This is a genomic window from Streptomyces sp. NPDC043896, assembly GCF_056435605.1.
Genome location: NZ_JBWKEE010000001.1, coordinates 239,816 through 266,421, shown reverse-complemented (window position 1 = coordinate 266,421; position 26,606 = coordinate 239,816). Strand labels below are relative to the sequence as shown.

Here is a 26,606-nt window from a genome sequence, read left to right as displayed (position 1 = left end):
CTAGCATGTGCACGCCATCCCCCGTGCCGTGTCCAGCCGACGGAAGACACCCATGCGCCTCCAGCGGATACTCGCCGCCACCGCAGCCCTGACCGCGCTCAGCACCCTCGCCACCGCCTGCGAGGACTCCCCCAAGCCGGCGCCCGCGGGAGCTCCCGCCGCGTCCGCCGGGGCCTCCGCCCAGGCCTCCCCCACGGCCGCCGCCCCCGCACCCGCCACGCTGGCCGGGGCACAGGCGCACGTGAAGCAGTACACGTCCTGCGAGAACCTGAGCACCGACCCGAACGACGCCCGGGTGCCGCTGAGCGGGTTCATCGGCCCCGGGGACTGGGGCATCACCGAGCGCGGCGTCTGCACGGACAAGAAGGCGCGGGGCGAGATCGTCCTCTTCCTGACCCCGGACATGAAGGCCCACCAGCAGGCCGCCAGGGACAACGCCGCGAAACTGATCGCCGAGGGCCGAGTCGACACCGACCTCGCCAGCCGCACGGTCGTCGGCAAGAACTTCGCGCTGACCGCGCTCAAAACCGCGACCGCCGTGTCCCTGGTCGACCCGCCCGACTCCGACCTGCGCATCCTGACCTGCAACCCCGACGTCTACGTGCCGGAGGGGTTCAAGAAGGAGAAGGCCCTGGTCGAGGGGTGCTTCCTCACCGACTACGTCAACAGCCCCGACGGCGAGGGCAGCCCCCACCGCGGGGCCGTCCGCGACCCCTCCACCGAGGGCGGCGCACAGCCCGGCAGGCCGGGTGCCGGGAGCCAGGGACTGCCCGCCGCGAACAGCCTCGACGAGCTGAAGAAGCTGGTCAGCCCGCACACCGTCGACTGCACGAAGATGACCGTCACCGACGAGCACATCCAGTCGATCGACTACGAGCCGGTCGTCAGCGGCGGCAGCCCGAGCTCCTGGGGCGTCAAGCAGCGGGCCGTCTGCGGGGAGCTCGGCGGGGAGCGGCGCGCGCACAACCTGAACTGGCTGGACACCGTCTCCGACATGAAGACCCTCCAGGCCAAGGCGAAGGCGGCGCAGCTGGCCGACCTGAAGGACGACGGGCGGACGCGGGCCACCGCGAGCAAGCTGCTGGTGGGCACGAACATCGCCGTGGAGACGAACAACGAGGCCGTCCGCAGGGGGCTGTACCAGCTCCGGTTCCTGTACCTGAACTGCGAGACCGGCTTCACCGCCCCGGCCGGCTACCGCCTGGAGAAGGCGCAGGTCGACGGCTGTGTGCTGACGAACTACGAGCGGAAGCGGTAGCCCCGGGCGAGGTGACAGACGACCGTCCGGGGGGTGCGCGGCACACCCCGGACGGTGTCGACTGGGGTGTCCGCCCACCCGAGCACCTGGAGTCGACATGTCACTCTTCATCCCGGATTTCGACGACTCCGTCGTCGTCCGCGCCGCCGACGCCGAGGAGATCCGTTTCGGGCCGGACTCCGCCCTGCGGCTGATGGCCGACAGCTCCTCCGCCGGGGGGTTCCTGTCCGCCATGCGCGTGAGCCTGGGCGACGGCTCCGACGGCGCCCGCCCCCACCACCACGGGCGGTCCGCCGAGATGTTCTACGTGATCGACGGGACGGCGCAGCTGCTGGCGGGCGACAAGGTGGTCGAGGCAGAGGCCGGTGACGTGGTCATCGTGCCGCCGGGGCAGCAGCACGCCTTCGCCGCCGCGCCCGGGCAGAGCGCCGAGATGCTGGTCGTCATCACCCCGGGGGTGGAGCGGTTCGAGTACTTCCGCCACCTGGAGCGCATCAGGCACGGGAAGGTGCCCCCGGAGAGCCTGCTGGCGGTGCAGGAGCTGTACGACACGTACTTCGGGACCAGCGCCGTCTGGGAGGACCTCCGCGCCCCCCGGCCCCGATGAGCCCCGATGACACACTTCATACACATCGGCTCCTCCCCCTTTTCTTCCCGAATTGTTAGGCTCGTGGTTTCGCCCGCCGCTGGCGGCTATGTAGTCCCCTGTACCGACGAGGAGCACCCGTGACCCAGACGAGCGAGAGCGTCACCTGGCTGACCCAGGCGGCGTACGACCAGCTGAAGGCCGAGCTGGACTACCTCTCTGGTCCCGCCCGCACGGAGATCGCCATGAAGATCGCGGCTGCCCGCGAGGAGGGCGACCTGCGTGAGAACGGCGGTTACCACGCGGCCAAGGAGGAGCAGGGCAAGCAGGAGCTCCGGGTGCGCCAGCTGACACAGCTCCTGGAGAACGCCAAGGTCGGCACGGCGCCCGCCTCCGACGGCGAGGTCGCGCCGGGCACCCTCGTCACGATCGCCTTCGACGGCGACGAGGACGACACGCTGGAGTTCCTGCTGGCCTCCCGCGAGTACGCGTCCGACGACTTCGAGACGTACTCCCCGCAGTCCCCGCTGGGCGCCGGCGTGAACGGCAAGAAGGTCGGCGAGGACGCCCAGTACGAGCTGCCGAACGGCAAGAAGGCCACGGTCAGGATCCTGGCCGTCAAGCCCTTCAACGGCTGATCACCCTTTACGCACACCCGTGCGCGAGCCCCCGCCGGATCCGTTCCGGCGGGGGCTCGCGCACGGGGTCGGCCGGCCGCTCGGCGGTACAGGTCTTGACCAGGCCTTCGGCGTAGATGGCGCCTGGCACGGGGATTCTCCCTGAGCGATGGGGCCGGTGGATTCCGGGCGTTCCCAGGCAAGCCTGGGGGCGGCGGGCGTCACTCGCCCGGCACATTGGCACCGCATCGCGTCATATCGCGTTCCGCCACGGCTTCGGCGCGGAGCGCACGGCGGTCCCCGCCGTCAGGCCATGACCCGGTAGCCCGCGGCGTGCAGGGAGCGGGCGACCTCCGTGCAGTGCTCGGGGCCCTTCGTCTCCAGCTGCAGCTCCACCTCGACCTCGGTCAGCCCCAGCCGCGGGTCCGTGCGCACGTGGCTGACGTCCAGCACGTTCGCGTCCACCGTCGTCAGCACCGCCAGCAGCCCCGCCAGCGCACCCGGCCGGTCCGCCACCCGCAGCCGCAGCGACAGGTAGCGGCCCGCCGCCGCCATGCCGTGCCGCAGGATCCGCTGGAGCAGCAGCGGGTCGATGTTGCCGCCGGACAGCACGGCGACCACCGGGCCGCTCCCGTACAGCTCCGGCTCGCTCAGCAGGGCGGCGACCGTGCTGCACCCGGCGGGCTCCACCACCAGCTTGGCCCGCTCCAGGCACAGCAGCAGCGCGCTCGACAGGGCGTCCTCGGACACGGTCCGCACGTCGTCCAGCAGCTCCCCGATGATCGCGAAGGGGACGTCGCCGGGGCGGCCGACCTTGATGCCGTCCGCCATCGTGACCGGGCTGTCGATCGAGACGGGGTGGCCGACCCGCAGCGAGGGCGGGTACGCGGCCGCGCCCGCCGCCTGCACGCCGATCACCTTCACGTCCGGGCGCAGCGCCTTGACGGCGACCGCGATGCCGGCGGCGAGCCCGCCGCCGCCGATGCCGACGAGGATGGTGCGCACCTCGGGGCACTGTTCGAGGATCTCCAGGCCCACGGTGCCCTGGCCGGCGATGACGTCGCGGTGGTCGAAGGGGTGGATGAACACCGCGCCCGTGCGGTCGGCGTACTCCTGGGCGGCCGCGAGGGTCTCGTCGACGACCTGGCCGTGCATGCGGACCTCGGCGCCGTACTCCTGGGTGGCGGCCACCTTGGGCAGCGGGGCCCCGACCGGCATGAACACGGTGGAGCGGACCCCGAGCAGGGAGGAGGCCAGCGCCACGCCCTGGGCGTGGTTGCCGGCGCTGGCGGCGACGACTCCGGCGGCGCGCTGCTCGGGGCGCAGGCCCGCGATGCGCACGTACGCCCCGCGCAGCTTGAAGGAGCCGGTGCGCTGGAGGTTCTCGCACTTGAGGTGGACGGGGGAACCGGTGAGGGCCGACAGGTGCCGGCTGCCTTCCATGGGCGTCACCCGGGACACGCCCGACAGCATCTTCTGGGCCCCCCGGACGTCGTCGAGGATGACCTGCGGGACGGGCACGGGCACGCGGTAGTTCATGCGGCCAGTCTCGCAGCCGCCGGGGGCCCCGGCTCAGGGGCGGACGGAGGCCCGGCGGGAGCGCGGACGAGGGGGCGCGCGGGGGGTGCGGGAGGGGGTCCCACAAGGGGCGAAATCTCGCCATGCGGGACACTCCTCCGGCGGGTGCGGCCACGGGCCGTATCAGTTGTCAAACGCGGCGTACGAGCGGCCGCAGGGCCGCGTACTCTGTCCCCCATCCCTGTCGGCCCCATGCGAAGAGAGCCCACGGCCATGCCCTCGATCCCGGCCAGTTCCGACCTGCCCACGGCGGCCGAAGCGCCCGCCGGAGCCGGACTCCTCGACGCGCTCCAGCACCAGGTGGCGGTGTTCGCCCGCCGGGCCGAGCAGACCCGCCTGGGCGGCGTCGGCCAGGCCCGCAACTCGATGGACCGCGCCGCCTACCTGCTGCTGAACCGGCTCGACCTGGAAGGCCCGATGGGGGTGAAGGCACTCGCGGGCGGGATGGGCATCGACTCGTCCACCGTGACCCGCCAGGTCGCCCCGCTCGTCGACAGCGGCCTGGTCAAGCGCACCTCGCACCCGGAGGACGGACGGGCCGTGGTGCTCGCGCTGTCCCCGCGCGGGCTGGCCCGCCTGGAGGAGGTGCGTTCCTCGCGGCGCGAGCTGATGGCCCGGGTGACCGAGGGCTGGGCGGAGGAGGAGCGCGAGGTGTTCACCACCCTGCTGACCCGTTTCAACGGCTCGCTGTCGGAGCTGATGTCCTCCGCGTCCGAGGGCGGCCCGGCTTCCTGAACCGGAGCACCGATCCCGCCGTGTCCGACCCCTTGACCGGGGTGGTGGCACCGGCCGCACCATGGGTGCTGTGGACCGGCGCTCGGGGCGTGATGCGGAGTTCGAGGCCTTCGTCGCGGGCGCGGCGGGGCGGCTGCTGCACGTCGCCGCGCTGCTGACGGCCGAGCCCCCGGACCGCGCGCCCACCGCCCGGCGGATCCTCGCCGGCGCGCTGGCCCGTACGTACGCGCACTGGGAGCGGCTGCGCGACGACGACCCGTACGACCACACCCGCGCCGGACTGTGCGCCGCGTACGCCCGTACCGCCCGCCGGCTTCCCCGTGGCGGCGGGGTCCTCGCGGTGCTGAGCCCGATGGAGCGGCTCGTGCTGGTGATGCGGGTCTACGAGGGTGTCGCCGAGGAGGTCACGGCCGCGCAGCTGGGGCTGCCGCCCGAGCGGGTGGAGGCCGTCTGCAACCGGGCGGTGGCGACCCTGCGTTCCGCGGGCGCGGCGGCGGAGGCGGCATGAGCCCCCTCGACCGCAAGGAGGCGCAGGTCAGGGCGCTGCTGGACGGCCCGCACCCGGCGGTCCCGGCGGGCTTGGCGACGTCGGCCCGGGCGCACGGCAGGCGGCTGCTGCGCCGCCGCCGGGCCCTGCGCCGGTTCGGCTGGGCGCTGCTGTGGGCGGCGGCGGTGGCCTTCACCGTGTGGGCGGCGGTGACCCGGCCGTGGGTGGTTCCGCCGAGCGAGGTGTCGCCGCCCCTGGAGGGCTGGTAGCCGTTCAGGGGCGGCGTACGTCCTGGCCCCCGGCCGGGAGGACGTCCCGGCCGGGGCCGGTGCACGCCCCCCGGCCGGTGCGCGTCCTAGCCGAGGGCCTGGGTGAGGTCCGCGACGAGGTCGTCGGCGTTCTCGATGCCGACGGAGACGCGGATCAGGTCCGCGGGGACCTCCAGGGCGGAGCCGGCCACCGAGGCGTGGGTCATGCGGCCCGGGTGCTCGATGAGGGACTCCACGCCGCCGAGGGACTCGGCCAGGGTGAAGATCTTGGTGCGGCCGCAGACCGCGACGGCCTCCTCCTCGCCGCCGGCGACCTGGAAGGAGACCATTCCGCCGAAGTTGCGCATCTGCTTGGCGGCGATCTCGTGGCCCGGGTGCTCGGGCAGGCCCGGGTAGAGGACCTTGGTGACCTTCGGGTGGCGCTTGAGCGCCTCGACGATCTTCGCGGCGTTCTCGGCGTGCCGGTCCATGCGCACGGCCAGGGTCTTGATGCCGCGCAGCACGACCCAGGAGTCGAAGGGCCCGGCGACCGCGCCCATCGCGTTCTGGTGGTAGGCCAGCTCCTCGCCCAGGGCCTCGTCGGCCGTGACCAGGGCGCCGCCGACGACGTCGGAGTGGCCGCCCATGTACTTGGTCAGCGAGTGCACCACCACGTCCGCGCCCAGCGCCAGCGGCTGCTGGAGGTAGGGGGAGGCGAAGGTGTTGTCGACGACCAGCCTGGCGCCCGCGTCACGGGCGATCTGGGCGGTCACGGCGATGTCGGTGATGCCCAGCAGCGGGTTCGACGGGGTCTCGACCCAGATGACCTTGGTCTTCGGGGTGATGGCGGCGCGCACCGACTCCGCGTCGGAGGTGTCGGCCACCGACCACTCCACGCCCCAGCGGGAGACGACCTTCGCGAAGAGGCGGAACGTGCCGCCGTAGGCGTCGTTCGGGATGACCACGTGGTCGCCCGGGGACAGCAGCGTACGCAGCAGGCAGTCCTCGGCGGCGAGCCCGGACGCGAAGGCGAGGCCGCGCCGGCCGCCCTCCAGCGCCGCGAGGTTCTCCTCCAGCGCCGTACGGGTCGGGTTGGCGCTGCGGCTGTACTCGTAGCCGCCGCGCAGTCCGCCCACGCCGTCCTGCTTGTAGGTGGATACCTGGTAGATGGGCGGTACGACCGCGCCGGTCTGCGGGTCCGCCGTGTTGCCCGCGTGGATCGCGCGGGTCTCGAAGCTCTGGTGCTCGTGGCTGTCGTCGCTCATGAGGCAGATGCTATGCCCCGTCAGCGCCGTGGTCCTCTCCTGGACTGACCGTGCGCTGACCTGCGTGCGGGCCCGGTGCGCGGAGCGGGCCGTTCGCCATTCGGCCGCCGGGTCTGGTTCGCTTGGTCGTATGCAGATTATCTGGGTCCTGATGGGGCTGGCCGTGGTGGCGGCCGTGTTCTTCTCGTTCAGACGGGGCAGGGGCGGCGGCCTGACCCTGGTCGCGCCGGGCAGCCCCGACGCCGCCGACCCCGCGGACTACGGGTTCGCGCGGCAGGAGGATCTGGACATCCGCGTACCCGGGCCCGACCAGGACCTGATGGACGCTCTGGAGAACGTCCAGCGCACCGGCCACTGGCAGGCCGCGTCCGCGCTGCTCGCAGGCACCCCGAAGGACGGCGAGCGGCGCTGGCAGCGCGTGCAGGCCTTCGGCGGCGCGGCGGCCCTGGACCTGGCGCAGCGGCCCGGGGTGGGGGCGCAGTGGCTGAAGGCCTGGCGGCTGGAGGCGGAGAAGGACGCGGGCGGGGCGCAGGTCCACGCGGAGCTGCTGGTGCAGCAGGCGTGGCGGTCCTCGGGCGGAGTGGGCTCGCAGGACCACCGGATCATCCTGGAGGAGGCGCGGGAAGCCTGCCGCAAGGCGTCGCTGCTGGCGCCTGGGGACCCGGTGCCGGTGATCACGGAGCTCGCCGTCGCGCGCGGGCTGGGGTACTCGGAGGCGGAGTTCGACGCGCTGTGGGCGCGGGTGCTCGACGTGGCGCCGGCGCACATGGGCGCGCACCTGGCGGCCCTGCACTACTGGTGCGAGAAGTGGCACGGCTCGCGGCAGAAGGCCGACGCCTTCGCGCACGCGGCCGCGGCCCGCGCCCCGCAGGGCTCGCTGCTGGCGGCGCTGCCGCTGTTCTCGGTGTACGAGAACATGCCCGACACGGTCCTGGTCAGCGACTTCGGGCGGACGCAGGTCGTCTCGCGGGCGCTGGAGGGCGCCCTGTACGCGGTGCACCAGGCGCGGGCGGACGACCCGGTGCTGGCGCACGTACGCCACCTGCTGCTGTGGTTCCTGGTGGGCACGGGCCGCTGGGCGGAGGCCATGGAGCAGATCCGGCACGTGGACGGTTACGTGGGCGCGCTTCCCTGGTCGGCCTCGGAGGACCCGGCCGCGGAGTACGCGGTGTACCGGGCGCTGGCGGTCGCGGGCTACGAGGCGAACGGCGGCTCCCCGGCGACGCTGCCGCACTGACCGCGGCGGCGTGGCCGGGGCGGCGTGGGGGCGCCGCCGGGGCGCTGTCGCGGTGAGCGCGGGGGCGGGCCGGCCGTCCGCCCCCGGGACCCCCCGTCCCGGATATCGGTACCCCCGCTCCCCGGCTGTCGGCGCCGGGCCATAAGGTGCGCGTAAACATTGCACCATGTGCGCGTCAAAAACCGCACCATCCCGTGGGGGGACCCCATCCATATGGGCGCTTCGCTGCGCGCTCTGCGCGCCCTCGTCCTGCTGGCAGGCTTCTACCTGCTCAGCGTCGTCCTGCTCGCCCTCCTCGGGCTCGCCGACTGGGCCGCCTTCACCTGGCTGCACGGCGCCGTCGCAGGAAAGCTCGCCATCGGTTCGGTGGTCCTCGCCATCCCAATCGTGCGCGGCATGTTCATGCTCCGCACCCCCAAGGCCGAGCCGATGCCCGGCGTCCGCGTCACCGACGCGCAGGAACCCGCCCTGTGGCAGGCCGTCCGCGAGGTCGCCGACCAGGTCGGCACCCGCGCCCCCGACGAGATCCTGCTGATCGACGAGGTCAACGCGGCCGTCTCCGAGGACTCCCGGATGCTCGGCCTGCTGCCCGGCACCCGCCGCCTCTACCTCGGCCTGCCCCTGATGACGGGCCTGGACGAGATGCAGCTGCGCGCGGTCCTCGCCCACGAGATGGGCCACTACGCCAACCTCGACACCCGCCTCACCCCGCTGATCGCCCGCGGCCGCGCCCAGCTGGTCCGCACCATCGGCCACTTCCACGAGCGCGCCGACAACACCGAGGCCAAGGAGCGCGCCAAGCAGGAGAAGCGGGCCGAGAAGCGGATCGCCAAGGGCAAGAAGGCCAAGGAGATCGACACCGACGGCGCGGGCTTCTCGTACCGCGCCATGGCGAAGCTCTACACCGGGTACGCCCATTTCTACATGCGCGCCACCCTGTCCTCCTCGCGCCGCCAGGAACTGGCCGCCGACCTCGCCTCCGTCCGCGTCGCCGGCCGCGACTCGGCCGCCTCCGCGCTGCGCGAGCTGAACGCCCTCGACTCGGCGCACGACTTCTACATGGGCTCGTACGCCACCCTCGGCGTCGGCGCCGGCCTGCTGCCGCGCCCCGGCCAGGTCTTCGGCGGGCTGCGCCACCTCCTCGACGCCCGCTCCGCCGAGCTGGAGGACCTGCGCCGCGAGCTGTCCACCGAGCCCGCCTCCCCGTACGACTCCCACCCCGCCCTCGCCGAGCGCGTGGCCCGCATCGAGGCCCTGCCCGACGACGGCCGCGGCGGCCGGGCGGCCCGCCCGGCCCTGGAGCTGCTGGCCTCCCCGCAGGAGGCGCTGGCGGCGCTGGAGCAGGTCGTCCTCACCCCCGAGGCCCTCGCGCTGACCCGCGTGGACTGGAACGACCTCGTCCACCGGTCGATGACCACCTACGTCGGCCGGGGCGCGGAGGAGATCCGCGAGGCCCTCACCGCCGAAGGCGCCGGCCCCGGCCTCGGCGAGCTGCTCGACGCGGTCGACGCCGACCCGGCGGTGCGCTGGCGGATCGCCGACCGCTTCCCGAAGTCCGAGGAGGCGCGGGCCGCGACCGGCCGCACCGCCCGCGAGTACGCCCGCCCCGTCGTGCGGCGCGCCGTCGGCCAGCTGGTCACCGTCGAACTCCTCGCGCGCGGCGCCGCCCGCTGGGAGCTGTCCTGGTCGGACTCGGCCACCCTGTCCTACCCCGTTCCCGGTTTCGAGGACGAGCTCGGCCCCGCCCTGGACGCGGTCGTCGCCGACCTGCCCGACACCGAACTCCTGCGGAAGCTGGTGCTCGCCCCGTGACCTTCGTACTCATCGCCCTCGGCGTCCTGCTGCTGGCCGTCGTCTGCTGGGTGCTGCGCGGCATGTACCTCATCCGCAAGGCCAAGCGCCTGGAAGCCGAGATCGGCACCCTGAACGCGCAGACCGAGGCCGTCGAGGCCGACGAGGAGGCCCGCAAGGCGGCCGCCGTCGTCGCGCTGGGCTTCGTCGCGGAAGCCGACCTCGACACCGAGAACCCGGCGCCGGTCCCCGCCGAGCGGCTCGCCGTCCTGGACGCCGTCCGCTCCGGTGACTGGGAGGCGGCCGCCGCGTACGTCGAGGCCGCCGGGCAGGACTGGCAGGAGCGGCTGGAGCGGGTGCGCCCCCTCGCCGAGGCGGCAGCCGAGGACGACGCGTGGCTGCTGGCCTGGCGCGCGGCCCGGCCCTCGGACCCGACGGCGGCCCTGGTCAACGCCGACACCAGCGTGATGGTGGCGTGGAACGTGCGCGGCAGCCAGTCCGGCAGCCGCACCACCCAGGAGCAGTTCCGGATCTTCCACGAGCTGCTCACCAAGGCCCGGGCCGACGCGCACGAGGCGCAGAAGCTCGCCGACCCCGCCGACCCCAGCCCGTACGTGGTCGAGCAGGCCATCGGCATGGGCCTGGGCTACTCCCACGAGCGCTACCGGGAGCTGTGGGGGCAGATCACCGAGCGTGCCCCGCGGCTGCTGTGGTCGCACGTCGCCGGCCTGCAGTACTGGTGCGCGAAGTGGCAGGGCTCGCACGAGCTGGCGATGGACTTCGCCCGCGCGTCGGCGGCCGCCGGCGAGCCGGGCGACCTGCTGGCCCTGCTCCCCCTGATGGCGTACTTCGAGCAGGAGACGTACGAGGACGACCTCCTGCCGGAGACGTACTACAAGGAGCCGGAGATCGTCGCCGCGGTAGACGCGGCGCTCGCGGACCTGGCCGCCGCCGGCAACGAGCACCCCGGCACCCCGAGGATGCGGCACATGCTGGCCTACCTGCTGTTCTGGCAGGACCGGGACGCTGCGGCGGTGGAGCAGTTCCGCCACGTGGACGGGTACATCGGCGCCGCGCCGTGGACGTACGCGGGCTCGCCGAAGCGGCGCTACCTGTACGCCCGCGACTGGGCGGTCAACGTGACCACGCCGGACGCGTGATCCGGGTCGGGGGCGGGCGGGGAGGGAATCTCCGCCCGCCCCCGTCCGTTGTCCCTCCCACAAGGAGGGAATCCATGTTCTCGTACCGCCGCACGCCCGAGCTCCCCACCCGCGAGGAGGCCCTCAAGGGCCGCGCCGAAGCTCCGTTCGCGCTGCCCGAGCGCCACACCGTCCTCGGCAACCCGCTGTCCGGCCCCTACCCGGAGGGCCTGGAGGTCGCCGACTTCGGCCTGGGCTGCTTCTGGGGCGCGGAGCGCAAGTTCTGGCAGACCCCGGGGGTGTGGACCACGCTGGCCGGCTACCAGGGCGGCTACACGGAGAACCCGCTGTACGAGGAGGTGTGCTCCGGCCAGACCGGCCACACCGAGGTCGTCCGCGTGGTCTTCGACCCGTCCCGCGTCTCCTACGAGACCCTCCTGAAGGTCTTCTGGGAGTCCCACGACCCCACCCAGGGCTTCCGCCAGGGCAACGACGTCGGCACCCAGTACCGCTCGGCCGTCTACACCCACTCCCCCGCGCACCAGGCGGCCGCCGAAGCCTCCCGCGCGGCCTACCAGCGCGTCCTGACGTCCTCGGGCTACGGCGAGATCACCACCGCCGTCCTCCCGGCCGCGGACCGCCCCTTCTGGCCTGCGGAGCCGTACCACCAGCAATACCTGGACAAGAACCCGGCCGGATACTGCGGCATCGGCGGCACGGGCGTCTCCTGCCCGATCGGCGTGGCCGCGGCGGAATGACGGCCCGGCCGGGGCCCACCGGTTCGGGAGGGCCCCGGCCGACCCGCTGGGTACGCCGGCGCCGGCCGGAGGCATCCCCTCCCGCGTCGTGGCGGAGGTCGAACGGGCGGCGGGACAGCTCGTCGATCCCGCCGACATGGGCGCCCCTGCGGCGCCCGCTGACCGCAGGGACTTGACCTTGCCGCTGGCGGCAGGGTTGTTCCCTCGGGGCATGGAGAACACAGCGGGCAAGCAGCGGGTCGTCCTCGTCACCGGGGGCGGGACCGGGATCGGGCGGGCCACCGCCAGGGCCTTCGCGGCGGCCGGGGAGCGGGTGGTCGTCGTCGGGCGCCGGGGCGGGGTGCTCGCGGCCACCGCCGACGGGTTCCCCGGGATCCGGCCGCTCGTCGGGGACGTGGGCGCGCCCGGCGGGCCGGAGCGGATCGTGGAGCGGGTCCTGGAGGAGCACGGCCGGCTCGACGTGCTCGTCAACAACGCCGGGATCGTGCGCGCCGGCTCCCTCGGCGCGGTCAGCGGAGGCGACATCGCCGCGCAGCTGGCGACCAACCTCGTGGGGCCGGTGCTGCTCACGCAGGCCGCCCTGCCGGCACTGGAGGCGGCCGGGGCCGGCGTCGTCGTGAACGTCAGCACCGCCGTCGGTCAGCGGGGCTTCCCCGGCGCCTCCCTCTACGCCGCCACCAAGGCCGCCCTCGACAGCCTCACCCGCAGCTGGGCCGTGGAGCTCGCGCCGCGCGGAGTCCGGGTCGTCGGGGTCGCGCCCGGCGCCGTGGACACGCCGATCGGCGAGCACCAGGGGCTCGGCCCCGAGCGGGCCGCCCAGGTGCGGGCGTGGCAGGTGGCGCATACCCCGATGGGGCGGATCGGGCGCCCGGAGGAGATCGCCTGGGCGGTGTGCCGGCTCGCGGACCCGGCCGCGTCGTTCCTGACCGGGGCCGTGGTCCCGGTGGACGGGGGCGCGGTGGTGGCCTGAGAGCATGGCCGGATGCTGATCGGGGAACTCGCCGGGGCCACCGGAACGACCGCCCGCGCCCTGCGCCACTACGAGCAGGCGGGGCTGATCTCCTCCGAGCGGGCGCCGAACGGCTACCGGGTGTACGGGGAGCGGAGCGTCGTACGGGTCCGCAACATCCGGGTGCTGCTGGAGGCGGGGCTCACCCTGGACGACGTACGGGTGTTCCTGCCGTGCCTGGACGGGGACGTGGCCGCCGGGCCGCCGTCGGCCAAGGGGCTGGCGGTGGCCCGGGAGCGGCTCGCCGTCCTGGAGGCCCGGATCGCCGTGCAGACGGCGGCCCGGGACCGGCTCCGGGAGGCCCTGGAGCGGGCCGGGCAGCCGGAGGCCCGGGGCCGGGGTCAGATGGTCGAGGCGTCGATGACGAAGCGGTAGCGGACGTCGCCGGCCAGGACGCGTTCGTAGGCCTCGTTGATCTCGTCGGCGCGGATCACCTCGACGTCCGAGCCCAGGCCGTGCTCCGCGCAGAAGTCCAGCATCTCCTGCGTCTCGGCGATGCCGCCGATCATCGAGCCGGCGAGGGTCCTGTTGCCGCCGATGACGGAGAACAGGTTCAGCTCCACGGGCTCCTCGGGGGCGCCCACGTTCACGAGCGCACCGCCCACCCGCAGCAGGGACAGGTACCGGTCGAGGCCGAGCGGCGCGGAGACCGTGGACACCATGAGGTCGAAGCGGCCCTTCAGTTCCTCGAAGGTGGCCCCGTCGTTCGTCGCGTGGTAGTGGGTGGCGCCCAGCCGCAGCCCGTCCTCCTTCTTGCGCAGCGACTGGGACAGCACGGTCACCTCGGCGCCGAGCGCCGCGGCGATCTTCACGCCCATGTGGCCGAGCCCGCCGAGACCGACGACCGCGACCTTCTTGCCCGGGCCCGCCCCCCAGTGCTTGAGCGGCGAGTACAGGGTGATGCCGGCGCACAGCAGCGGCGCGGCCACGTCGAGGGAGAGGCCGTCGGGGATGCGGACGGCGTAGTTCTCGTCGACGACAAGGTGGGTGGAGTAACCGCCGTACGTGGGCTCGCCGTTCCCGTCGAGGGCGTTGTACGTGCCGGTCGCGCCCCGCACGCAGTGCTGCTCCTGCCCGGCGAGGCAGTACTCGCACTCCCGGCAGGAGTCGACCAGGCAGCCGACGCCGATCTGGTCGCCGACCGCGAACCTGGTGACGCCCGCCCCGGTTTCGGTGACGACACCGGCGATCTCGTGGCCCGGGACCATCGGGAAGATGCCCTCGCCCCAGCCGTCGCGGGCCTGGTGGATGTCGGAGTGGCAGATGCCGGCGTACTTGATCTCGATGAGGACGTCGTGCTCGCCGACCGGGCGGCGGGGGACGGTGGTGCGTTCCAGCGGGGCCTTGGCGGCGGGGGCGGCGTAAGCGGCGACCTGGGTGACGGACATGGGTGCTCTCCTCGGACGAGGACGCCGGCGCCCCGCGCCCGCCCTGCCGGCCCGGCCCGCCCGGCAGGGCGGCGGAGACGGCGGCGGCGGCGCGGACCGTGGCGTCCGTTCTGCGACGTCACCAACGATGCCCCGGTCCGGGGGCCGGACCCAGACCCCTGCTGAGCCTATGACCGGCGTACCTACCCCTGGCGGGGTCAGGCTGAGCGCCTCGCCGGGTGCGCGCGCCGGGGATACTTGCGCCATGGACCAGCTTGATCAGCGAGCCGAACTCGGGGACTTCCTGCGCAGCTGCCGCGCCCGGCTGCGTCCCGCCGACGTGGGTCTGCCCGACCACGGGCGGCGGCGCCGGGTGCCCGGCCTGCGCCGCGAGGAGCTGGCCCAGCTGGCCGGGGTGTCGGTGGCGTACTACACGCGGCTAGAGCAGGGACACGGCCAGAACGTGTCGGCGGAGGTGCTGGACGCCATCGCGCGGGCACTGCGCCTGAGCGGCACGGAGTCGGCACACCTGAACCACCTGGCGAGCCCCCGCACCCGCCGGCCGGGCCGCCCGGCCCGTCCCCAGCAGGTGCGGCCGGAGCTGCGCACGCTGCTGGCGGCGATGGAGGGCGTACCGGCGTACCTGGTGGGGCGGCGGCAGGACGTGATCGGCTGGAACTCCCTGGCCGCGGCCGTCTTCGGGGACTTCGGGGCGCATCCGGCGGCCGAGCGGAACCTGGTGCGGCTGGTGTTCCTGGACCCGGCGACGGCCGAGCTGTACGCGGACTGGGAGTGCCGGGCGTGCGAGGTGGTCAGCAACCTGCGCCTGTACGCGGGCCAGCACCCCGACGACGAGCGGCTGTCGGCGCTGGTCGGGGAGCTGTCGGTGAAGAACGAGGAGTTCCGCCGGCTGTGGGCGGCCCACACGGTGGCGGACAAGACCCACGGGGTGAAGCGGCTGCGGCACCCGATCGTGGGCGATCTGGAGCTGGCGTTCGAGACGTTGACGCTGCCGGACGACCCGGCGCAGTTCCTGGTCACCTTCCACGCCGAGCCCGGCTCGCCCTCGGCGGACGCGCTGCGGCTGCTGTCGTCCTGGACGGCGCCGCCGGTGTCCCGGCCCGCCGGGGAACGGGCCTGACGGCTCCGCGGGCCGGGGCCCGGGGCCGGTTCGCGGCGGCGGCCCGGGAGGGCGCGGAACGCCGGACGGCGGGGAACCCTTCCGGGTTCCCCGCCGTCCGTACCGCTGTCGCCGGCGCCGCGTCAGGCCGCCGAACCGGCCTTCCACTCGGCCCACGGCATGTTCCAGCCGTTGAGGCCGTTGTCCGGCTTGATGGTCTTGTCCGGGGAGTTGACCACGGTGACCACGTCGCCGATGAGCGAGTTGTCGTAGAACCACGCGCCGGGCTGGTTCGGGTCGTTGGCGCCCTTGGCGTCGTTCAGGCCGACGCAGCCGTGGCTGGTGTTGACCTTGCCGAAGATCGAGTCGGCGCCCCAGTAGTTGCCGTGGATGAAGGTGCCGGACGTGGACAGCCGCATCGCGTGCGGGACGTCCTTGATGTCGTACTCGCCCTTGCCCTCCTTGTCCGTGAAGCCGACGGTCGCACCGTTCATCCGGGTCTCCTTGAACTTCTCGGAGATCACCATCTGACCGTTGTAGGTCGGGTTCGCGGGGGAACCGGCGGAGATCGGGATGGTCTTGAGGACCTGGCCGTCACGGGTGACCGTCATCGTCTTGGCCTTCACGTCGACGGTGGAGACCTGGCTCCGGCCGACCTTGAAGGTGACGGTCTTGTTCTGCGCGCCCGCGATGCCGGGGGCGCCCTGCACGCCCTGGAGGGCGAGCTTCAGGGTGACGGTGGAGTTCGCCTGCCAGTACTGCTCCGGGCGGAAGTCCAGGCGCTGGTTGCCGAACCAGTGGCCGACGACCTCCTGGCCGCTGCTGGAGGTGACGCTGATGGCCGCCTGGACGGCCTTCTGGTCCTTGATCGGCTTGTTGAAGGTGATCGAGACCGGCATGCCCACGCCGACGGTCTCGTTCTCCTCCGGGACGAAGGAGGCGACGAAGCTGTTCTCCGGGGAGAGGGTGGTGAAGGAGGCGTTCTCGTGCGCCTCGCGCCCGGCCTCGTCCTTCGCGGTCGCCGCGAGGGCGTACTTGGTCGAGCGCTTGAGCGCGGCGTCCGGCTTCCAGCTCTTGCCGTCGGCGGCGATCTTGCCCGCGACGGCCGTGCCGTCCTGGCTCTTCAGCTCGACCTTGGTGAGCGTGCCGTCGGTGACGGCGACGTTCGCCCCGTCGTTCAGGGCGACGTTGCTGGAGCCGTCCTTGGGCGTGACGACTATTCGGGCCTTGGAGGCGTCCTTGGCGGCGGCCGCGTCGACCTCCGCCTGCGACTTGCCCGCGTCCGAACCGCCCTGGGACTTTTCGGCACCCCCGTCACTGCAGGCCGAAAGCATCAGTACGCCACCGAGTACGGCGGACACGGCCATCAGGGACCTTCTCCGCCGCATGCTGTACGTCCTCACTCGTCACTCCATCGTTGCCGGAAACCCCGGGCTGCGATCCCGGGATCGGGCCGGGCAGGGGACGTCGCCCCCTGCTCGTCCTGACAACGCGTTAACGATGTGATTCGGTTCCACATTCCGTTCGAATGTGTGCAACCCCACGGTCAGGCGTTGTCGGCCCCTTCTTCGAAGTCACCATCTTCCCCGTCCAGGTCCCACTCCAGGGACTCGGGGTCGTATTCGACGGGTTCGCTGCTCCAAGAGGCCTGCGCCAGCTCGACTCCGGTCAGCTCCGCGACCAGGTCGGTGGGGTCCACGAGGTAGGCCAGGGCCTCCGATTCGTCCTCCATGACCGCCGATTCCGCGTGCGCGCGCTCCTCGTCCGGCATGAACTCGTCGGCCTTGATGTGCGCGAGGGCTGCGCCGATGAGCGCGTCGGAGTCCGACACCTCAAGCACCAAATCCACCCGAAGCCGTACGTATCGTGATGCATCAGAAGGGTTCATACGACGGAGAGTAAGCCCGCGACAGCCTCGACTTTCCCGCGACCCGCCCCTTTCACTAGCATCTGCGCACACGGCCAATTCGCTGCTTCCGCAAGGGGGATCGCACCGTGTCCGCACGTCGGCCTCTGCTCACCGCCATCGGGGCTACCACCCTCCTCGCCGCCCTCTGGTTCGTCCCCTCGGCGAACGCCACCGCCCCCGGAACCCCGGAGGGCACCTCGGGCGCGCCCGCCGCCGCCAACACCGGCACCGTCTCGGACTCCGGCACCGACACCGACACCGGTGCGCGCACCGGGACGGACACGGACACCGGGACCATCGCCGGCGTCTCCGACGACCGGCCCACCAGCGTCACCGTCCTCTCGCTCGCCGACACCGGCAGCGTCGACACCACCCCCTACGTCCTGGGCGGCACCCTCTGCCTGGGTCTCGGGGCGGGCTTCGTCACCTTCTCCGTACGCCGCTCCCGCGCCCTGTAGACACACGGAAGGGCCGCACCCCCGGCGGGGGTGCGGCCCTTCGCCCGTGCTCCGGCGCCCGTCAGGCGAGCGGGCCGGTCACCGGCTCCACGGCGGCGACGAGCCCGCCCGCGCGGACGAACGCGTCGGCGGCGGCCAGGTCGGGCGCGAGGAAACGGTCCGGACCGGGGCCCTCCACGCCCGCCGCCCGCGCCGCCGCGATGGCGGCCTGGCTGGCCGGCGCCGGGGTGAGGCCGTGGCGCAGCTCGATCGCGCGGGTGGCCGCGTACAGCTCGATGGCGATGATCCGGGTCAGGTTGTCGACCGCGGTACGGAGCTTGCGCGCCGCCGACCAGCCCATGGAGACGTGGTCCTCCTGCATGGCGGAGGACGGGATGGAGTCGGCCGAGGCCGGCACGGCGAGCCGCTTCATCTCGCTGACCAGGGCGGCCTGCGTGTACTGGGCGATCATCAGGCCGGAGTCGACGCCGGCGTCGTCCGCGAGGAACGGCGGCAGCCCGTGCGAGCGGTTCTTGTCGAGCAGCCGGTCGGTGCGCCGCTCGGCGATGGAGCCGAGGTCCGCGGCGGCGATGGCCAGGAAGTCCAGTACGTAGGCCACGGGCGCCCCGTGGAAGTTGCCGTTGGACTCCACGCGGCCGTCGGGCAGCACGACCGGGTTGTCGACGGCGGCGGCCAGCTCGCGGGAGGCGACGAGCGCGGCGTGCGCCATGGTGTCGCGGCCCGCGCCGGCGACCTGCGGGGCGCAGCGCACGGAGTAGGCGTCCTGCACGCGCGGCGCGGACTCCTCCTGGAAGTGCCCGGTCAGGCCGGAACCCTTCAGCACGGCGGCCATGTTGGCGGCGGCGGCGCCCTGGCCCGGGTGCGGGCGGATCGCGTGCAGCTCGGGCTGGAGCACCTTCTCGGTGCCGAGCAGCGCCTCCAGGGTCAGGGCGGCGGTGATGTCGGCGGAGGTGTAGAGGTTCCGCAGGTCCGCGAGGGCCATCACCAGCATGCCGAGCATGCCGTCGGTGCCGTTGAGGAGGGCGAGGCCCTCCTTCTCGCGGAGCTCGACGGGCTCGATGCCGTGCTCGGCGAGCAGCTCGCCGGCGGGGCGGACGGTGCCGTCGGGGCCCTCGGCGTCACCCTCGCCCATGAGCGCGAGGGCGCAGTGCGAGAGCGGCGCGAGGTCGCCGGAGCAGCCGAGGGAGCCGTACTCGTGGACGACGGGGGTGATCCCGGCGTTGAGCACGTCGGCCATGGTCTGGGCGACCGAGGGCCGCACGCCGGTGTGCCCGGAGGCCACCGTCTTCAGGCGCAGGAACATCAGGGCGCGGACGACCTCCCGCTCGACGCGCGGACCCATGCCGGCGGCGTGCGAACGGACGATGTTGCGCTGGAGCTGCGCGCGCAGCTCGGGGCTGATGTGCCGGGAGGCGAGCGCCCCGAACCCGGTGGAGACCCCGTAGACGGGCTCGGGCTTGGCGGCGAGCGCGTCGACGATCTCGCGAGCGCGGCCGAGGGCTTCCAGCGCCTCGGCGGACAGCTCGACCCGCGCGTTGCCGCGGGCGACGGCGATGACGTCCTCGGCGGTGGTCCCGGAAGTCCCCACCACGACAGTGTGCATATCCATATTCAGCACCCTACGGACTGAATCCCTTCATGTCACCCCTTTCATTTCCGCCCCGTGACACCTACGGGCCGGACCCCGCGATCGGGGGCGTGGGTACGGGGCCTGCGGCGCGGGCGGGCTATCTCCCCCGCGAGGGGGTGGGGGCGGGTCGGCAGCTGCCCACCCACCCCCCGGGTGCGGGTGGGTGGCCGGGGGCGGTAGCCCCTTAGCCCGGGTTGGGGAGGTGCTGGGGGTTTCCCGTCAGTCCCATCGTCGTTCCGTGTCGTGCCGGCCTGTCAAGGGCGCTCCTTCGTCGCGTCACTGCGTGATCGCCTTCGGCGACCCTTGACAGGCCGACCCGCCCCGGAAAGCCGAAAGACTGCCGGGAAACCCCCAAAAGAACGGTCACGGGGCAAAAGCAGGAGGAGCGGGTCCCTCAGAGAGCAGACGAGGGGCCGGGAGCCGGCCCGCCGGGCATCCGGGCGGCCTTGAGCCCCGGTTCAGGGCCGGGGGCCCGGCTACCTGCAGAAAAGGTTGATCAGAGCGACCTGCGGACCACCCAAGCGCGACGGATCGCTACGCGCTCCTCCCGGCCAAGCGTCCGACGACCGCCTGGGGCTGATACCTGCACCAGAGGACGAACAGATCGACCCGGAGAGTCGGCAGACGCGGCAGATCGCTACGCGCTCCTCCCGGATTGGCGTCCGGCGGCCGTCTGGGGCTGGTGCACGGCCTCCAGGGAGGCTCTCAGGCCCCGGAACGGCGGCCAGGCGCCGAGACAAGAGGAGCGCGTAGCGATCTGCCGCGCCCACCTGCAACCTGGACTGCTCTGATCAACCTCTGGTGCAGGTACCAGCCCCAGGCGGGTGGTGGACGCCATCAATGAGGAGCGCGTAGCGATCTGCTGCGCCTGGATGGTCCGCAGGATGCTCCTGTCGCCCTTCCGTGCAGGTAGAGGCGCTGTGGTCCCGGATCTGGGCTGTTGAGGGCCCGGATGCCCGGCCGGCCGAGGCCCGGCCCCTCGTCTCGTCCATGACAGGCCCGCCCCTTCCTCTTCTGCCCCGTGACCGTTCTTTTGGGGGTTTCCCGGCAGTCTTTCGGCTTTCCGGGGCGGGCTGGTCTGTCAAGGGTGGCCGAAGGCCATCGCGTAGCGACGCGACGAAGGAGCGCCCTTGACAGGCCGGCACGACACGGAACGACGATGGGACTGACGGGAAACCCCCAGCCCCTCCCTGAGACGGCCCAAGGGGCTACCGCCCCCTGGCCACCCACCCGCACCCGGGGGCGGGTGGGCAAACACCGACCCGCCCCCACCCCCTCGCGGGGGTGATAGCCGGCGCCCACTGCCCGGCCCCCACCCCCCCCTACTGCCGCCCCCGGAAGCGGCGGCGCTCCCCGCGGCCCTCCCGGGCCGCCGCGGCGTCCGCCAGGCGGACCACCGCGGTGTCGCGGCCCGCCACCACCGGTTCCACCGAACGGGCCGCCTTCGCCTTGTACTGCGCCGCGTCCGCCAGCCGGAACAGCCGCCGCGAGGACTTCACCGGCCCGATCGGGTCTCCCGTGGAGGCGACCCCGCACGCCACCCCCTCGCCCAGCTCCAGTTCGGCGGCCCTTACGCACACCTCCCGCGTCACCCGGACCACCTCGTCCGCCGACGGCCCCACGCTCACCAGGCAGAACTCGTCCCCGCCCAGCCGGGCGACCAGCGCCCCCGGGAGCATCGCCCCGCACAGGCTCAGCACCGAGCCGAACCGTTCCAGCAGCCGGTCGCCCGTGGCGTGCCCCAGGGTGTCGTTGACCCGCTTGAGGCCGTTCAGGTCGCAGACCACCAGGCTCACCACCGCCCCGGCGCGCCGGTGTTCCTCCAGGGCCTCGTCGAGCCGCATGTCCACGGCCCGCCGGTTCGCCAGGCCGGTCAGCGGGTCGGTGAAGGCGAGGCGCCGGGCCTCCTCCAGGCGCTCGTTCTGCGCGAGCCCGGCCGCCACCACCGCCGCCAGCACCGCCGCGAACTCGGCGTCGTCCTCGTCGAAGTCCGGCAGCCCTTCGTCCCGGGCCACGTACAGCTCGCCCCAGGCGCGCCCGCTGAGCACGATCGGCGCGACCACGCACGTGCCGCGACCCCGCCGGCGCAGGGCGTCCCCGCGCCGCCCCGGGCGGTCGCCGACCGCGCTCTCGACCCAGGCGTGCGGGCCCCCGCCGCCGACCCAGCGCTCGTGCAGGAACTCGGTGATCTCGGGGAAGTCGTGCACGGGGTAGGACTCGTCCTCGGGGAACTCCTCCTCCCCGGCCCGCCGCTCGCCCTCGTTGACGAGGACCCGCAGCCGCCCGCGCTCGCGCTCCCAGGCGGAGATCGCGGCGAAGGAGCCGTCCATCGCCAGCCGGGCACCGCGGGCGGCGGCCCGGACGCTGTCCCGAGGTGCGCAGGCCGCCGCCATGGCCTGCGCGAGTCCCACGACGGCCCGCAGCCGCCCGTCAACTCCCATCACCCCAGATTAGGGAGTTTTATCCGATTTAGTGATAGTTGGTGCCACATGGGGTGACGCGAGGTCACCCCACGCGACCGCCGCCTACTCCCCCGGCCAGTTCGGCTTGCGCTTCTCGTTGAACGCCGCCACGCCCTCGGCCCGGTCGCCGGAGAAGGCCACCGTCCGCCAGGCCGCGTCCTCGATCTCCAGCCCCGCCGCCAGGTCCATCCCGTGCCCCAGCCGCAACGCCCGCTTGGCCGCGCGCAGCCCGACCGGGGAGTTCGCCGCCATGGCCGCCGCCAGTTCCAGGGCCCGCGCACGGTCCCCGCCCGCCGGGGCCACCTCGTCGACCAGCCCGAGGGACAGCGCCTCGGCCGCCTCCACCCGGCGGGCCGTGAAGATCAGCTCGGCGGCCCGCGCCGCACCGACCCGGCGCGGCAGGAGCTGCGTACCGCCGCCGCCCGGGATCACTCCGACCGACACCTCGGGCAGCCCGACCACGGCGGTGTCGTCGGCCACGATCACGTCGCAGGCCAGCGCCAGCTCGAAGCCGCCGCCCAGCGCGAAGCCGTGCACCGCCGCCACCGTCGGCATCGGCAGCTCCAGCACGCCCCCGTACGCCCCCCGGGTGGTCGGCCGCTGCCGTACCAGCTCGGCGTCGGAGAAGGAGTTCCGCTCCTTGAGGTCGGCGCCCACGCAGAACGCCCGCTCGTGGGTGGAGCTCAGTACGACGACCCGCACGCCGGGGTCCGCCGCGAGCGCGTCGCACGCGGCGGAGATCGAGCGGGCCATCTCCGTGGACACGGCGTTCATCGCCTTCGGCCGGTCCAGCACCAGCTCGGCGACCACACCGCCGTCACCGTGCCGCCGCACCGCCACGAACTCGCCGAAGCGCTGCTCAGACATCCCTGCCACCCTCCCGGTTAACGATCGTTACCCCGGGATCTTAGGTGTCCTCCGCGTCAGCGACCAGGGCTCCACGACGCCCAGTCCGCGCACCGGCCGCTGCCACATCGGCTGGAGCGCGAAGCGGTACGCGCCGCCGCCCTCCTCGTTCTCGGCGTCCTTCTCGGACTTCGGCGCGGCCCCCGTACGGCTCAGCTCCTCGGCCATCGCCCCGTCCACGAGCACGGCGTCCTTCGGGGCTATGGAGGTCAGCCGGCTCGCCAGGTTCACCGTCGTCCCGAAGACGTCGCCCATCCGGGTCGTCACCGTCCCGAAGGCGATGCCCACCCGCAGCTCCGGCATCTGCGGGTCGGCCTCCATGGTCTCGATCAGGCGCAGCGCGATCTCCGCCGCCGTCGCCGCGTCGTCGGCGCAGTACAGCACCTCGTCGCCCAGCGTCTTGATCAGCCGGCCGCCGTGCGCGGCGACCAGGTCCGCCGCCGTCGTCTCGAAGGCCTCGACCAGTTCGCCGAGCTCCTCCTCCTCCAGCCGCCGGGTCAGCCGGGTGAAGCCCACCAGGTCGGCGAAGCCCACCGCGAGGCGCCGGTCGACCATCTCCTCGTCGTCCGCGACCTGCACCACCCGGCCGGTGGCCGCCGCGAGCTGGCGCCGCCACACGTAGACGAGGAACTCCTCCAGCTCCGGCAGCAGCAGCTCGACCAGCGGGTACGTGACCTCCGTGCGGGTCATGCCCGGCTCGGGGGGCTCCGTCAGCCCCTCCAGGAAGGAGTCGATCTGCCATTCGGCCAGCCGGGCGGTGGTCTGCCCGGTGGAACGCGCCACCTGCACCGCCATCGGCTCGCTCAGCAGCCCCGCCTCGACCAGGCCCGCCAGGCGCCGCAGCGCCAGTACGTCCGCCTCCGTCAGCGCCTTGGCCTGCCCGATGTCGGCGAAGCCCATGGCCCGCCAGAAACGCGAGGCCAGTTCCATCGACACGCCGGCGCTGCGGGCCGCCTGGAACGGCGTGTACCGCCGTTCGGCGCCCAGGATCAGCTGCTCCAGCCGGATGGCGAGCGGGTCGGCGGTGGGCTGCGCCGCGTGGTCGACCTCGTGGAACGGCGTGTGCTGGTCCCGGCCGATCGGGGTGCCCGGATTGCCCGGGTGACCGGACGCGGACGCGCTGGACGTAGGGTCGTCGACGGTCAAGGGCCGCCTCCTGTCCATTCCGTGCGCACTGCCGAACCGGGTGATCGCCGGGAGGACCGGGATCGCCTAAACCATACGGCAGGTGTGCCGTAGCTCACTCCCCCTCTCGGGGGAGGCTCCTCGGCCTCCGGGGCGCGGGAGCCCGGCTCGCAGGTCCGTACGTGCTCGAAAACCTTCGTACCTCAGGTTTCCTCCGCGTGCTCGGACCTGTTCTCCAGGCGCGCCCCGTCGGCTCAGGAGCCCCGGGCGGGCTTCGGCCGGGCAGGGGGCGAATGCCCCCGGCCCGGTATCAGCGGACGGACCTCAGGTGCACGACGTCCCCCGCGCCCACGGCCTCCCGCTCGTCGTCCGCCGTACGGATCACCAGGCGTCCGTCCGCGTCCAGCGCTTCGGCCGTTCCGGTGAGCTCCCGCCCGCCGGGCAGGTCCGCGCGGACGTGCCGGCCCAGCGTCGCGCAGCCGGCCGCGTACGCCTCCTGGAGCCCGCTGTCGGCCGCGTCGCCGCCCGCGTCGCACCAGCGGCCGTACCACTCCTGAAGCGAGCGCAGCACGGCCTTCAGCAGCGGCTCCCGGTCGGTGACCGCCGCCTTGGCCAGGGCCAGCGACCCGGCCGCCGGCACGGGGAGCTCGTCCTCCGTGAGGGTGACGTTGAGGCCGATCCCGAGGACCACCCCGTCCTCGACCCGCTCCGCGAGGATCCCGCCGGCCTTGCGCTCCTCCCCCTCCACGTTCACCAGGAGGTCGTTCGGCCACTTCAGCGCGGTGTCCACCCCGGCGCCCCGCGACAGTCCGGCCGACGTGGCCACTCCGGCCAGCAGCGGCAGCCACCCCCACCGCTCCTGCGGTACGTCCGCCCCGGGCTTGAGCAGCACGGAGAAGAACAGTCCCGACCGCGGCGGGGCCACCCAGGTCCGGTCGAGCCGTCCCCGCCCGGCGGTCTGCTCCTCGGCGACCAGCACGGCCCCCTCGGGCAGCTCGCCGGCCCGCGCCGCGAGATCGGTGTTGGTGGAGCCGGTGGCGGGGACGACCTCCAGGGAGGTCCACAGGCCGTCCGGCGTGACGAGCGCCTTGGTGAGCGCGGAGGCGTTCAGGGGCGGGCGGTCCAGGCTCGACCAGCGGCCCTGACCCGCTCCGGCTGAAGCATCTTGTGGAGTCATGCAAGTAAATGTAGGTGTGTCAAACGCCGCACTGCCGAGCGCCATGCCCGCCGATACGCTACGCACCAGTAGCCAGCAGCAGTCAATCAATTGACCAGGCAGTTGACACCACACAGGGAGCCGCGACCCCGATGTCCCAACCCTCAGAGCCGATCGACATCCACACGACCGCGGGCAAGCTCGCGGACCTGCGGCGCCGCGTCGAGGAGGCCACGCACGCCGGTTCCGAGCGGGCCGTCGAGAAGCAGCACGCGAAGGGCAAGCTGACGGCGCGTGAGCGCGTGGCCCTGCTGCTGGACGAGGGGTCCTTCGTAGAGCTGGACGAGTTCGCCCGCCACCGGTCGACCAACTTCGGCCTGGAGAAGACCCGCCCCTACGGCGACGGCGTCGTCACCGGCTACGGCACGGTGGACGGCCGCCCGGTGGCCGTGTTCTCGCAGGACTTCACGGTCTTCGGCGGGGCCCTCGGCGAGGTCTACGGCCAGAAGATCATCAAGGTGATGGACTTCGCCCTGAAGACCGGCTGCCCGGTCGTCGGGATCAACGACTCCGGCGGCGCGCGCATCCAGGAGGGTGTCAGCGCGCTGGGCATGTACGGCGAGATCTTCCGCCGCAACGTCCACGCCTCCGGTGTGATCCCGCAGATCAGCCTGGTCGTGGGGCCCTGTGCCGGCGGCGCCGTGTACTCCCCCGCCATCACCGACTTCACGGTCATGGTCGACCAGACCTCGCACATGTTCATCACCGGCCCGGACGTCATCAAGACGGTCACCGGCGAGGACGTCGGCTTCGAGGAGCTGGGGGGTGCGCGCACCCACAACGCCACCTCGGGCGTCGCGCACCACATGGCCGGTGACGAGAAGGACGCGATCGAGTACGTCAAGTCACTGCTGGCGTACCTGCCGTCGAACAACCTCTCCGAGCCGCCCGCCTTCCCGGAGGAGGCGGACACCGAGGTCTCCGACGCGGACCTGGAGCTGGACGTCCTGATCCCGGACAGTGCGAACCAGCCGTACGACATGCACACTGTTATCGAGCACGTCCTCGACGACGGGGAGTTCCTGGAGACCCAGTCCCTGTTCGCCCCGAACATCCTCACCGGCTTCGGCCGCGTCGAGGGGCACCCGGTGGGCGTCGTCGCCAACCAGCCGATGCAGTTCGCCGGCTGCCTGGACATCAACGCCTCGGAGAAGGCCGCGCGGTTCGTCCGGACGTGCGACGCCTTCAACATCCCGGTGCTGACGTTCGTCGACGTCCCGGGCTTCCTGCCGGGCACCGACCAGGAGTACAACGGAATCATCAGGCGCGGCGCGAAGCTGATCTACGCGTACGCCGAGGCCACCGTCCCCCTCATCACCGTCATCACCCGCAAGGCCTTCGGCGGCGCCTACGACGTCATGGGCTCGAAGCACCTCGGCGCGGACCTGAACCTGGCCTGGCCGACCGCCCAGATCGCCGTCATGGGCGCGCAGGGCGCGGTGAACATCCTGCACCGGCGCACCCTCGCGGAGGCCGCTCCGGAGGAGGTGGAGGAGACCCGGGCACGGCTCATCACCGAGTACGAGGACACCCTGCTCAACCCCTACACGGCCGCCGAGCGCGGATACATCGACGCGGTGACCATGCCGTCCGAGACCCGTGCGCACGTGGTGAAGGGGCTGCGCCAGCTGCGCACGAAGCGGGAGTCGCTGCCCCCGAAGAAGCACGGCAACATCCCCCTCTAGGCCCTCCAGGAGGACTCTGT

At 73.1% G+C, this 26,606-nt stretch carries 26 protein-coding genes; 15 read left to right on the top strand and 11 right to left on the bottom strand.

What is annotated here, in order from left to right; genetic code table 11:
* Positions 1-52 precede the first annotated feature (52 nt).
* The 3 genes from AC069X_RS01325 (at position 53) to greA (ending at position 2,482) form a co-directional block, all read left to right on the top strand.
* A complete protein-coding gene (locus tag AC069X_RS01325) occupies positions 53-1,258 on the top strand; it encodes a hypothetical protein (protein ID WP_478723833.1) in 1,206 nt (401 codons plus the stop codon).
* A gap of 97 nt (positions 1,259-1,355) precedes the next feature.
* Positions 1,356-1,865 (top strand): cupin domain-containing protein, encoded by a 510-nt coding sequence (locus AC069X_RS01320; RefSeq protein ID WP_478723831.1) that lies wholly within the window; start codon positions 1,356-1,358, stop codon positions 1,863-1,865.
* A gap of 119 nt (positions 1,866-1,984) precedes the next feature.
* A complete protein-coding gene (greA, locus tag AC069X_RS01315; RefSeq protein WP_478723829.1) occupies positions 1,985-2,482 on the top strand; it encodes a transcription elongation factor GreA in 498 nt (165 codons plus the stop codon).
* A gap of 7 nt (positions 2,483-2,489) precedes the next feature.
* On the opposite strand, the gene AC069X_RS01310 is transcribed toward greA, so the two are convergent.
* A complete protein-coding gene (locus AC069X_RS01310) occupies positions 2,490-2,612 on the bottom strand; it encodes a hypothetical protein (RefSeq protein ID WP_478723827.1) in 123 nt (40 codons plus the stop codon).
* Between the two features lie 155 nt (positions 2,613-2,767).
* The gene (gene ilvA, locus AC069X_RS01305; RefSeq protein ID WP_478723826.1) at positions 2,768-4,000 is read right to left on the bottom strand and encodes a threonine ammonia-lyase; all 1,233 of its coding nucleotides are present in this window, start codon (positions 3,998-4,000) and stop codon (positions 2,768-2,770) included.
* 252 nt (positions 4,001-4,252) lie between these two features.
* Here ilvA and AC069X_RS01300 point away from each other — a divergent pair, with 252 nt between their 5' ends.
* The 3 genes from AC069X_RS01300 (at position 4,253) to AC069X_RS01290 (ending at position 5,530) form a co-directional block, all read left to right on the top strand.
* Positions 4,253-4,774 (top strand): MarR family winged helix-turn-helix transcriptional regulator, encoded by a 522-nt coding sequence (locus AC069X_RS01300; protein WP_478723824.1) that lies wholly within the window; start codon positions 4,253-4,255, stop codon positions 4,772-4,774.
* 61 nt (positions 4,775-4,835) lie between these two features.
* Positions 4,836-5,282 (top strand): sigma factor-like helix-turn-helix DNA-binding protein, encoded by a 447-nt coding sequence (locus tag AC069X_RS01295; RefSeq protein WP_478723822.1) that lies wholly within the window; start codon positions 4,836-4,838, stop codon positions 5,280-5,282.
* Positions 5,279-5,530, top strand: coding sequence for a hypothetical protein (locus AC069X_RS01290; RefSeq protein WP_478723820.1), 252 nt, complete (start codon positions 5,279-5,281; stop codon positions 5,528-5,530). The genes AC069X_RS01295 and AC069X_RS01290 overlap by 4 nt, the downstream gene beginning before the upstream one ends.
* An 86-nt stretch (positions 5,531-5,616) precedes the next feature.
* Here AC069X_RS01290 and AC069X_RS01285 read toward each other — a convergent pair whose 3' ends face one another.
* Positions 5,617-6,774 carry a cystathionine gamma-synthase gene (locus tag AC069X_RS01285; RefSeq protein WP_478723818.1) on the bottom strand — a complete coding sequence of 386 codons (1,158 nt, stop codon included), beginning with the start codon at positions 6,772-6,774 and terminating at the stop codon, positions 5,617-5,619.
* Between the two features lie 130 nt (positions 6,775-6,904).
* Between AC069X_RS01285 and AC069X_RS01280 the strand changes: the two genes are divergently transcribed.
* The 6 genes from AC069X_RS01280 to AC069X_RS01255 all read left to right on the top strand — a co-directional run bounded on the left by AC069X_RS01280 (position 6,905) and on the right by AC069X_RS01255 (position 13,083).
* Positions 6,905-8,011, top strand: a complete 1,107-nt coding sequence (locus tag AC069X_RS01280; protein WP_478723816.1) for a hypothetical protein — start codon at positions 6,905-6,907, stop codon at positions 8,009-8,011.
* Positions 8,012-8,224: 213 nt separating this feature from the next.
* The gene (locus AC069X_RS01275) at positions 8,225-9,823 is read left to right on the top strand and encodes a M48 family metallopeptidase (protein ID WP_478723814.1); all 1,599 of its coding nucleotides are present in this window, start codon (positions 8,225-8,227) and stop codon (positions 9,821-9,823) included.
* On the top strand, positions 9,820-10,962 hold the full coding sequence (locus AC069X_RS01270; protein ID WP_478723812.1) for a hypothetical protein: 1,143 nt from the start codon (positions 9,820-9,822) through the stop codon (positions 10,960-10,962). Before AC069X_RS01275 ends, AC069X_RS01270 begins: the two co-directional genes overlap by 4 nt.
* A 74-nt stretch (positions 10,963-11,036) precedes the next feature.
* Complete coding sequence (gene msrA / locus AC069X_RS01265) at positions 11,037-11,699, top strand: peptide-methionine (S)-S-oxide reductase MsrA (protein WP_478723811.1); 663 nt, start codon at positions 11,037-11,039, stop codon at positions 11,697-11,699.
* Between the two features lie 211 nt (positions 11,700-11,910).
* Positions 11,911-12,669 carry an SDR family NAD(P)-dependent oxidoreductase gene (locus AC069X_RS01260; RefSeq protein ID WP_478723809.1) on the top strand — a complete coding sequence of 253 codons (759 nt, stop codon included), beginning with the start codon at positions 11,911-11,913 and terminating at the stop codon, positions 12,667-12,669.
* A 12-nt stretch (positions 12,670-12,681) separates the two neighbouring features.
* Complete coding sequence (locus AC069X_RS01255) at positions 12,682-13,083, top strand: MerR family transcriptional regulator (RefSeq protein ID WP_478723807.1); 402 nt, start codon at positions 12,682-12,684, stop codon at positions 13,081-13,083.
* Here AC069X_RS01255 and AC069X_RS01250 read toward each other — a convergent pair.
* A complete protein-coding gene (locus tag AC069X_RS01250; RefSeq protein WP_478723805.1) occupies positions 13,050-14,096 on the bottom strand; it encodes an NAD(P)-dependent alcohol dehydrogenase in 1,047 nt (348 codons plus the stop codon). The genes AC069X_RS01255 and AC069X_RS01250 overlap by 34 nt on opposite strands.
* Before the next feature lie 244 nt (positions 14,097-14,340).
* Here AC069X_RS01250 and AC069X_RS01245 point away from each other — a divergent pair, with 244 nt between their 5' ends.
* Entirely contained in the window at positions 14,341-15,216 is an 876-nt protein-coding gene (locus AC069X_RS01245; protein ID WP_478723803.1) for an MmyB family transcriptional regulator, read from the top strand.
* A gap of 122 nt (positions 15,217-15,338) precedes the next feature.
* On the opposite strand, the gene AC069X_RS01240 is transcribed toward AC069X_RS01245, so the two are convergent.
* Positions 15,339-16,562 (bottom strand): L,D-transpeptidase, encoded by a 1,224-nt coding sequence (locus tag AC069X_RS01240; protein ID WP_478723801.1) that lies wholly within the window; start codon positions 16,560-16,562, stop codon positions 15,339-15,341.
* A 179-nt stretch (positions 16,563-16,741) separates the two neighbouring features.
* Positions 16,742-17,035: a hypothetical protein gene (locus AC069X_RS01235; RefSeq protein ID WP_478723799.1), complete on the bottom strand. Its 294-nt coding sequence runs from the start codon at positions 17,033-17,035 to the stop codon at positions 16,742-16,744.
* 155 nt (positions 17,036-17,190) lie between these two features.
* Between AC069X_RS01235 and AC069X_RS01230 the strand changes: the two genes are divergently transcribed.
* Positions 17,191-17,562: a hypothetical protein gene (locus AC069X_RS01230; protein WP_478723797.1), complete on the top strand. Its 372-nt coding sequence runs from the start codon at positions 17,191-17,193 to the stop codon at positions 17,560-17,562.
* Positions 17,563-17,623: 61 nt separating this feature from the next.
* On the opposite strand, the gene hutH is transcribed toward AC069X_RS01230, so the two are convergent.
* The 5 genes from hutH to AC069X_RS01205 form a co-directional block, all read right to left on the bottom strand.
* Complete coding sequence (gene hutH, locus AC069X_RS01225) at positions 17,624-19,165, bottom strand: histidine ammonia-lyase (protein ID WP_478724339.1); 1,542 nt, start codon at positions 19,163-19,165, stop codon at positions 17,624-17,626.
* A 1,349-nt stretch (positions 19,166-20,514) separates the two neighbouring features.
* Entirely contained in the window at positions 20,515-21,633 is a 1,119-nt protein-coding gene (locus tag AC069X_RS01220) for a GGDEF domain-containing protein (RefSeq protein WP_478723795.1), read from the bottom strand.
* Between the two features lie 84 nt (positions 21,634-21,717).
* A complete protein-coding gene (locus AC069X_RS01215; RefSeq protein WP_478723794.1) occupies positions 21,718-22,521 on the bottom strand; it encodes an enoyl-CoA hydratase/isomerase family protein in 804 nt (267 codons plus the stop codon).
* Positions 22,522-22,548: 27 nt separating this feature from the next.
* Positions 22,549-23,706: an adenylate/guanylate cyclase domain-containing protein gene (locus AC069X_RS01210; protein WP_478723793.1), complete on the bottom strand. Its 1,158-nt coding sequence runs from the start codon at positions 23,704-23,706 to the stop codon at positions 22,549-22,551.
* Positions 23,707-23,995: 289 nt separating this feature from the next.
* A complete protein-coding gene (locus AC069X_RS01205; protein WP_478723791.1) occupies positions 23,996-24,862 on the bottom strand; it encodes a biotin--[acetyl-CoA-carboxylase] ligase in 867 nt (288 codons plus the stop codon).
* Positions 24,863-24,993: 131 nt separating this feature from the next.
* On the opposite strand from AC069X_RS01205, the gene AC069X_RS01200 reads away from it, so the two are divergent.
* Entirely contained in the window at positions 24,994-26,586 is a 1,593-nt protein-coding gene (locus AC069X_RS01200) for an acyl-CoA carboxylase subunit beta (protein WP_478723789.1), read from the top strand.
* Positions 26,587-26,606 lie beyond the last annotated feature (20 nt).